Origin of the sequence: Arthrobacter sp. 9V, assembly GCF_902506065.1 — a bacterium.
GTDB lineage: Bacteria > Actinomycetota > Actinomycetes > Actinomycetales > Micrococcaceae > Arthrobacter.
Genome location: NZ_LR732922.1, coordinates 1 through 2,182, shown reverse-complemented (window position 1 = coordinate 2,182; position 2,182 = coordinate 1). Strand labels below are relative to the sequence as shown.

Genomic DNA, 2,182 nt, shown 5'->3' with positions numbered 1-2,182 from the left:
GTTCTGCTCCTTGGCGCGGGTGCTGTCGACGTAGAGCTCTTCGCGGGTGGTGCGGTCCGGGTCGATCACCGCCCCGCCGGTCGAGACGGTGTCGCCCTGGGTGCCGTGGCTGGTGCGTGCGTAGCCGAGCTGTACGTGCTCGTCGACGTACTCGAGCGGAAGCGTGACGGTGCCGCCGTGTACGTGCGACTTCGCCATCACGCCGTACGGGCCGACGGCCGTCACGGTCCACATGGCGTTGTTGGTGACCCAGTCCTTGCCTTGGTTCACCCGAAGCGATCGGTCCGTGTTGCGGGTCAGGATGATGTCTCCGGTGCCGACGGTGTTCCCGTCGGCGAGAAGCCGGCCGTCCTCCTGCACCTGGCCTTGCGCGACGCGGTCGGCGCGGGCCCGGGCGTTCAGCGCGGACACTTCCTCGTTGGTGCCGGCGATCATCAGCGACGACTTCCCGGCGGTCGTGTCGGCGTGCCAGTCGGTGTAGATCCGGTCCATGACTTCGTCGCGGGTGCCGGCGAACACCCGGCCGCGCTCGATGTAGAAGTCGAGGCCGGTGGTGTCGCCGGTGCGGAGTTTCAGGGAGGCGGCGGCTTCAGCGGTGGCGTGCTCGCCGGTGAAGCGGTGCACCTCTTCCAGGCGGGTGACGTCGGTCTCGCGCTCGAGGAGGCGCAGGACACCGCCGGCGCCGATGGCGCCGTGCTGCGCGGGGTCGCCGAGGGGACGGAGCGCGGCGCCGTGCTCGTCAGCGAGGGCGAGGAGACGTCCCATGAGCGGTGTGCCGGCCATGGATGCTTCGTCGACGAGGAGGAGCGTGTTCGCGTCGATGCGGTGCTGCTCTGCCACCGGTCGTCCGCTGCGCTTCGCGTTGGCGTGGGCCTGCAGGAGCATGTCTGCGGTGTCCGCGGTCGTGCCGAGCTCGCGGCCGAGAACTTCCGCTGCCTTGCCGGTGGTTCCGAGCGCGAGGACGCGCCCGCCGCCCGCCTCGACGGCGTAGATCGTGGCGCGCATGGCGGTGGTCTTGCCGGTGCCGGCAGGGCCGATACCGGTCTCGATCCGGTGGCCACCGGTCGCGAACTGCCGTGCCAGCTTGATCTGGCCGGCGTTGAGCTCGTGCTGTCCGTCGGCGATCGCGCGGTCGTTGAACCGACGCATCGCGTCGTCGAACGCCTGCTGCTCCATCGCGAAACCACCCCGGGTGCGGGCAGCATGGAGGATCGCATCTTCGGTGCGGAGGGTCTTCTCGGAAGTGAACTCCTCGGCACGGTGGATCCGGAAGACGCTCTCACCGTTGCTGCGCTGCAGCTGCGCCGGCGTGGGGTTCAGCTCCGGCGGAGTGAGGGAGATCGACCGCTGCACCGCGGCGGCGGTGATGTCGCGGGTGAGGGCCTGGACGTCCTGCCCGCTGGCCTGCGCGACGCGGCGCGCGACGCGCTCTGCCTCGGCCTGCAGGTGCGAGTCCTTCCACGTCGAGCGGTCCTGCTCAACCCGCGTGACGACCAGATTCCCGAGCTGCTGCACGCTCTGCCCGGCAAGCAGATCCTGCGCCGGCATCGCGTTCGACTGAGCGACGATGCCCGCCGCCCACCCGTCGACATGCACCTTCTCGGAGGCAGAACGACGCCACTCGGTGACCTGGTCCTGCTCCGACGACGGCGGTGCTTTGTGGTCACGGGTGGCGAGGTTCGCCTGCTCGTAGAGCTTGTGCTGGATGTTCTTCGGCGGGGTGTGGCCGTGGGCGGCCACGTACTCGTCGACGAGCTCCGCGTACGCCTGCTCGATCCCGACGCGGCGTGAAGAGAAGCCCTCGCGGAGGCTGCGATCGACGCCCATGATCTCGCGAACGTCACGCTTGCCAGCGCCCCGGGACTCGTCGACGAACTGCACACCGAGACGGTTCCGCAGCTCCTCCTCGACAAGGGAGTTGTACCGCTCGGAGGCAGCGACGCCGAGGCGGTGCAGCATGCGCCCATCGAGCGATCGCCACTTCCCATCGACGCCCTCGACCTTCGTCGAGACGGCGACGTGGGTGTGCAGGTCGGGGTCACCGGTGCGGGAGTCGCGGTGCTCGAACGCAGCGACAAGGAGGCCCTTCGTTTCGACCTGCGCGCCGCCGCCGGCGCCGGTGCGGGTGAACGCTGCTTCCTCCTGCAAGAACGTCATCGCACCCTGCCATGCAGCCTCGTGG

General features: G+C 69.7%; 1 protein-coding gene. It reads right to left on the bottom strand.

All coding sequences use genetic code 11. The features are described 5' to 3' along the window. Positions 1–2,182, bottom strand: a 2,182-nt coding sequence (gene mobF / locus BACI9J_RS22360; protein WP_159736613.1) for a MobF family relaxase, incomplete at both ends; no start/stop codon positions are given.